Origin of the sequence: Elstera litoralis (assembly GCF_000963705.1) — a bacterium.
Classification (GTDB): domain Bacteria; phylum Pseudomonadota; class Alphaproteobacteria; order Elsterales; family Elsteraceae; genus Elstera; species Elstera litoralis.
Map to the genome: position 1 here is coordinate 1 of NZ_LAJY01000488.1, position 5,306 is coordinate 5,306.

Annotated in this window: 3 protein-coding genes and 2 pseudogenes; 1 reads left to right on the plus strand and 4 read right to left on the minus strand. The window is 61.1% G+C overall.

What is annotated here, in order from left to right:
* The first annotated feature begins 197 nt into the window (after positions 1 to 197).
* Positions 198 to 1,490: a diguanylate cyclase gene (locus VZ95_RS16230; protein WP_052711855.1), complete on the plus strand. Its 1,293-nt coding sequence runs from the start codon at positions 198 to 200 to the stop codon at positions 1,488 to 1,490.
* A gap of 293 nt (positions 1,491 to 1,783) precedes the next feature.
* On the opposite strand, the gene VZ95_RS29810 is transcribed toward VZ95_RS16230, so the two are convergent.
* The 4 genes and pseudogenes from VZ95_RS29810 to VZ95_RS25810 form a co-directional block, all read right to left on the minus strand.
* Positions 1,784 to 2,578, minus strand: coding sequence for a helix-hairpin-helix domain-containing protein (locus tag VZ95_RS29810; RefSeq protein ID WP_332308113.1), 795 nt, complete (start codon positions 2,576 to 2,578; stop codon positions 1,784 to 1,786).
* Complete coding sequence (locus VZ95_RS29815; RefSeq protein WP_456297709.1) at positions 2,530 to 3,492, minus strand: hypothetical protein; 963 nt, start codon at positions 3,490 to 3,492, stop codon at positions 2,530 to 2,532. The genes VZ95_RS29810 and VZ95_RS29815 overlap by 49 nt, the downstream gene beginning before the upstream one ends.
* Positions 3,475 to 4,316 (minus strand): annotated as a pseudogene (locus VZ95_RS29820) (error-prone DNA polymerase); the annotation flags it as partial. The pseudogene VZ95_RS29820 and the gene VZ95_RS29815, both read right to left, overlap by 18 nt.
* A gap of 670 nt (positions 4,317 to 4,986) precedes the next feature.
* Positions 4,987 to 5,306: pseudogene (locus VZ95_RS25810) on the minus strand (hypothetical protein); the annotation flags it as partial.

Sequence of the window (5,306 nt, forward strand, 5' to 3'; positions counted from 1 at the left end):
CAAAATTTATGCCAAGCAATTTTCATAAAAACCCTGATTTCTACTTTGCGTTTTGCGTTTAAATTTTGCAGTCTGCAAATTAAACTTCGGGTTCTGCGGCACATATTGCAAAAAACCAACCGCATTTTCCGCCCTGGGTCTTGGCATGAAAATTGGTCCTAGCAGCCTATCAAGCATCACAGCCGAGACGTACCGCTATGCCAGCATCCCCTCTCTATCGCCCCCTTGCGGACGAAAACCCGCCTCGCCCAACCGTCTGCATCTATGGCGCCGACGAGGCGCTACGCCGGGTTCTGAAGGATATCGGGTATCAGTGCATCATGCTGCCCGATCCTGGCGCCGCCCTCCCCGCAACCGGAAAGCCACCCATCGCCGTTTTTCGTGAATTACTCCTCCGGAACGAAGCGGAGAATGCGACCGTTGAACCGGGTCATCCGCCCACGATCTTTACCACGGCAACCGATACCGTCGCGGATCGCCTCGCGGCCTTGCGCGCGGGCGGCTTAGGTTTCCTTGCCCGCCCCTATCAAATAGACGAGGTAGATCGTCTGATGCGGGTTGCCATCCGCCACGCGACCTCCGAACGCTCCCTGCGGCGGCTGATGATCGTCGAGGATGATGCCTCAATGGCGCGGCTGGTTTCGGGGTACCTCGGCCAGAAGGGCTATCAGGTCAAACATGTGGAAGATCCGATGCAACTGCTGGAAGCCCTCGCCAGCTTCCGCCCGGCGGCACTGCTTCTGGATTTAAATCTACCGCAGGTTTCGGGCGCGGAACTGGCCGCGATCATCCGCCAGTTCCCAACCTTCACGACCTTACCGATTCTCTTCCTCTCCGGCGAAACCGACTCGATGACCCAAATCCAAGCCTTACGCTGTGGGGCCGACGGGTTTTTATCCAAACCCATCCGCGCGAACGAACTCCTCGGGCGCATTGATGCGGTTCTAACGCGCCTAGAGGAGCTGGATCATCTCGTTCACCGCGACCATCTAACGGGCTTGCCGAACCGGCGCGCCTTCCTGCTCGAACTCGAACAGGCGCTTGCCAGCGCGCAGCGTACGCAGCGACCGTTGAGCTTGGCCATTATCGATGTGGACCATTTTAAGTCCATTAATGATACCTTCGGTCATCTCACGGGCGACCGGGTTCTGAAGCGGCTCGCCAATCACCTGCAAACCTCGCTGCGACGGGAAGATTATATTGGCCGCATTGGCGGCGAGGAATTTGCCATTCTGCTCCCCGGCGCTGATGTTAACGCCGCTATCGGTGTGCTTGATGCATCGCGCGCGAGTTGCAAGCGGGCGTGCGGGGGGCTGTTTCCGGAGATCGCCGGGGTCACTGCCCCACGCATGGTCAGCTTTAGTGGCGGTGTTATTGGCGTTACCGACTATGGTGATGCCGAAAATATGGCCGAATTCCTGCTCGACCGGGCCGACGAAGCGCTCTACCGGGCAAAAGCGGCCGGACGCGACCGGCTTGAACGGGGGTGAGTTTTTGGTAATCCCACCATTTTTAGGGGGATTACCGATTTAAGAGAATTTTACAAAAAAGATCATAATTATTTTGAAGAAATATTTTAATATTTTGATCTGACGCAGCCCTCGTCACAGCGGCGGAAGCAGTGCCCAGCCGTTTGGCCAAACTGATGGGATTGAAAAGGGCACCCAATTTGCCCTTCTGCCGAGAGATGATCTCTTCACTCTTTTGCTCGGAGTTGGGAAATAGTTTCCCAACGCTTCACCTGGGGATGGCCTGACGCAAGAGTTCCATGCGAAATACCCCCTCAATGAAAATCCCGGCTTTTCGGAATGATCTGCACGTCGCGCGGGTGGCGATGCGCGACAGGGCGGTAACCGGGAGACGCCGGGGTGTTTCCATTGCCGGAGAGCGCGAGTAAATCATCGCTGCGGTTTTCGAGATGGGCGGTCACAAGGTGCAGGATCGGCACCGCCCCCGTGTCACTGCGCTGGAGCTTGCCGCGCACCAGCAGCAGGCGCGACTGCATGAGCACCGGACGATAGGTTTTCATCACATCGGCCCAAACGACGGCGTTAACGATGCCGGTTTCGTCTTCAAGCGTGAGGAACACGACGCCCTTTGCGGTTCCGGGGCGCTGGCGAACGAGCACCAGCCCTGCGGTTGTGACGGGCGCGCCATCGGGTAGGGATGCAACTTCCGCTGCCGACAGCAGCCCCTCCCGGCGATAGGCCGCGCGCAGAAACGTGAGCGGATGATCCTTCAGCGACAGGCCGAGACTGCGGTAATCCTCGATCACCGCCTCGCTTTGGGGCGCGGTTGGCAGCATCGGCGCGGTTTCGCGGAACAGCGGCAGATCGTCAGCGGCCTTGGCAAACAGCGGCAGCGGCGCTTCGGCGGTGAGGGCTTTGGCGGCCCATAGGGCTTCCCGGCGGTTCAGACCCAAGGAGATGAACGCATCGGCATTCGCTAAGGCCTCGACCTGAGCGCGCGTCAGCCCTGCACGGTGCTGGACGGCTTCGACCGACTGGAACGGCCCGCGCGCGCGGGCTGCTAAAAGCCGGTCGGCCGCTGCTGCTCCGAACCCGTCAAGCAGCCGCAAGCAAGGCGCAAGGCAAAACCATAGGTTCCCGGCTCCAGCGTGCAATCCCACCCGCTGTCGTTCACATCCGCCGGGCGGACTTCGACCCCATGCTGACGGGCATCGCGCACCAATTGCGCGGGGGCGTAAAAACCCATCGGTTGGGAGTTCAGCAAGGCTGCGGCAAACACCGCCGGAAAATGGCACTTGAGCCAGGAGGAGACATAAACCAGCCGGGCGAAACTGGCGGCGTGGCTCTCCGGGAAGCCATAATCGCCGAAGCCTTTAATCTGATTAAAGCAGCGTTGCGCGAAAATCGGATCGTAGCCACGCGCGATCATCCGCGTGACCATTCTTTGCTCCAGGCTTTCAATAGTGCCGCGACGGCGGAAGGTCGCCATCGCATAGCGCAGTTCGTTTACCTCCTCAGGGCTGAACAGCGCCGCCACTTGGGCAATCCGCATGGCTTGTTCCTGGAACAGCGGCACGCCTTTGGTGCGCGACAGCACATATTCCAACTCTTTCACATCGCCATGCTCCGGCGCGGGGCGTGGATAGTCGATAGGCTCCTTGCCGTCGCGGCGACGCAAATAGGGGTGAACCATATCGCCCTGAATCGGGCCAGGGCGGACGATGGCGACTTCGATGACGAGATCGTAAAAGCAGCTCGGTTTTAAGCGCGGCAGCATGTTCATCTGTGCCCGGCTTTCGACCTGGAACACACCGATGGAATCCGCTCGGCATAGCATGTCGTAAACGGCGGGATCCTCGCGGGGCACGGTGGCAAGATCGTAGCGCTGGCCATAGTGCCGGTCGATCAAATCGAAGGCGCGGCGGATACAGGTGAGCATCCCCAGGGCCAATATATCGACCTTCAAAATCCCTAACGCGTCGATATCGTCCTTATCCCATTCGATAAAGGTGCGGTCAGCCATCGCGGCATTGCCGATGGGCACCATCTCTTCCAGCAAGCCGCGCGTGAGCACGAAGCCGCCGACGTGCTGCGATAGGTGCCGGGGGAACCCGATAATCTCGGTGGCAAGCCGCAACGCTTCGGCAAGGCGCGGCTCGGTCGGGTCGAACCCGGCTTGGCGGACTTGATCCTCGTCTACCCCGGTTCCCCAGGAGCCCCAGACCATCCCAGCGAGCGCGCGGGTGGTGTCTTCCGACAGGCCCATGACTTTGCCGACCTCGCCGATGGCGCTGCGCCCGCGATAGGTAATGAGGGTGGCGGCCAGCCCCGCCCGGTCGCGCCCATAACGCCGGTAGAGATATTGAATAATCTCCTCGCGCCGCTCGTGCTCGAAATCCACATCGATATCGGGCGGCTCCTTGCGGGCTTCGGAAATGAAGCGGTCGAACAGAACCTCGCTTTCATTCGGATCGACGCCGTGATGCCTAAGACAAAACAGACCGCCGAATTAGCCGCCGACCCGCGCCCCTGGCAGAGAATCCCTAAGCGGTTGGCTTCTTCGACGATGTCGTGAACCGTGAGGAAATAGGGCGCGAAGCCGAGTTTGCCGATCAAAGCAATCTCGCGCTTCAGAATATCGCGTACCTTCTCCGGCACGCCGTCCGGGTAGCGGGTTGCCGCCCGCTCCCAGGCCAGGCTCTCCAAATAGGCTTGCGGCGTTGAGCCCGCCGGGATCGGCTCGTCGGGATATTCATACTTGAGGCTATCAAGATCGAAGCGGCAGGCGTTGGCAATTTCCTGCGTGCGGGTGAGCGCCTGCGGATAGTCCTTGAACAGCGCCGCCATGAAAGCCGGGGATTTCAAATGGCGTTCCGCATTCGCAAACAGCCGGAACCCCGCCGCCTCGATCCGGCAACCTTCGCGGATGCAGGTCAGCACGTCCTGCAACGGGCGGCGGCTGGGGGTGTGATAATGCACATCGTTGACCGCCACCAGCGGCACCTCCGCCGCGTTGGCCTGAGCGGCAATCTCAGCTAAGCGCGCCTCAGCCCCAGCGGTGAGCAAATGCGTCGCCGCCAGCGATAGGCTGCCGGGATCGGCGAGGGTTTTCAGTCGTGTCACCCAATCGGCCTCGACGGGCGTTTCGGTGAGCGCGATCACGTGATGGCCGGTCAATACCCCGTCGAGATCCTGGGCAAACAGCAGGCACTCCCCCTTCACCGCGCGCCGTTTCCCCAGCGTCAGCAGGCGGCAGAGGCGCGCGTAGGCGGCCCGGTCCTGCGGGTAGACCAGCAGCGACGGTGCGTCTTGCAGGTCCAACCGGCACCCCGGCAGAAAGCGAATTTTCCGCTCGCGCGCGGCGAGATGGGCGCGCACGACCCCGGCGAGGCTATTGCGGTCGGTCAGGCCAAGCGCGTTCTGGCCCAAGCTTCCGCCGTTTCCACCAACTCCTTCGGATGGCTTGCGCCGCGCAAGAAACTGTAATTGCTGGTGACCTGAAGCTCGGCATAGGCGCTCATGGAAAGACCCCATGTAGAAACCAAGGGCCGGGTTTATCGGCGGGGCGGGTCTGGAACAGCCAGAAGCGCCCGCCGTTGGTATCTTCCACCCGCCAATAGTCGCGCGCCGGGGCAGCGGGGCGGTGCCACCATTCGGGCGCGATCCGCTCCGGCCCTTCGGCATGGTGGATAATGTGCGTGCGGTTCTGCCAGGTGAAGGCACGCACCCCGTCGCCGCCAATCGGCTGCGGCGGGCGGTAAAGCAGCATCGGACGCGGCAGTTGTGGCCCCTCGATGAGAACGGGTTCGGCGAGCGGATCAACGCGCTCCCCCGCCC

What these genes read in the sequence shown, in the direction of transcription:
- VZ95_RS16230 (WP_052711855.1), top strand. Translation starts at nt 198, where the DNA reads ATGCCAGCATCCCCTCTCTATCGCCCCCTTGCGGACGAAAACCCGCCT.
- VZ95_RS29815 (WP_456297709.1), bottom strand. Translation starts at nt 3,492, where the DNA reads ATGGCTGACCGCACCTTTATCGAATGGGATAAGGACGATATCGACGCG.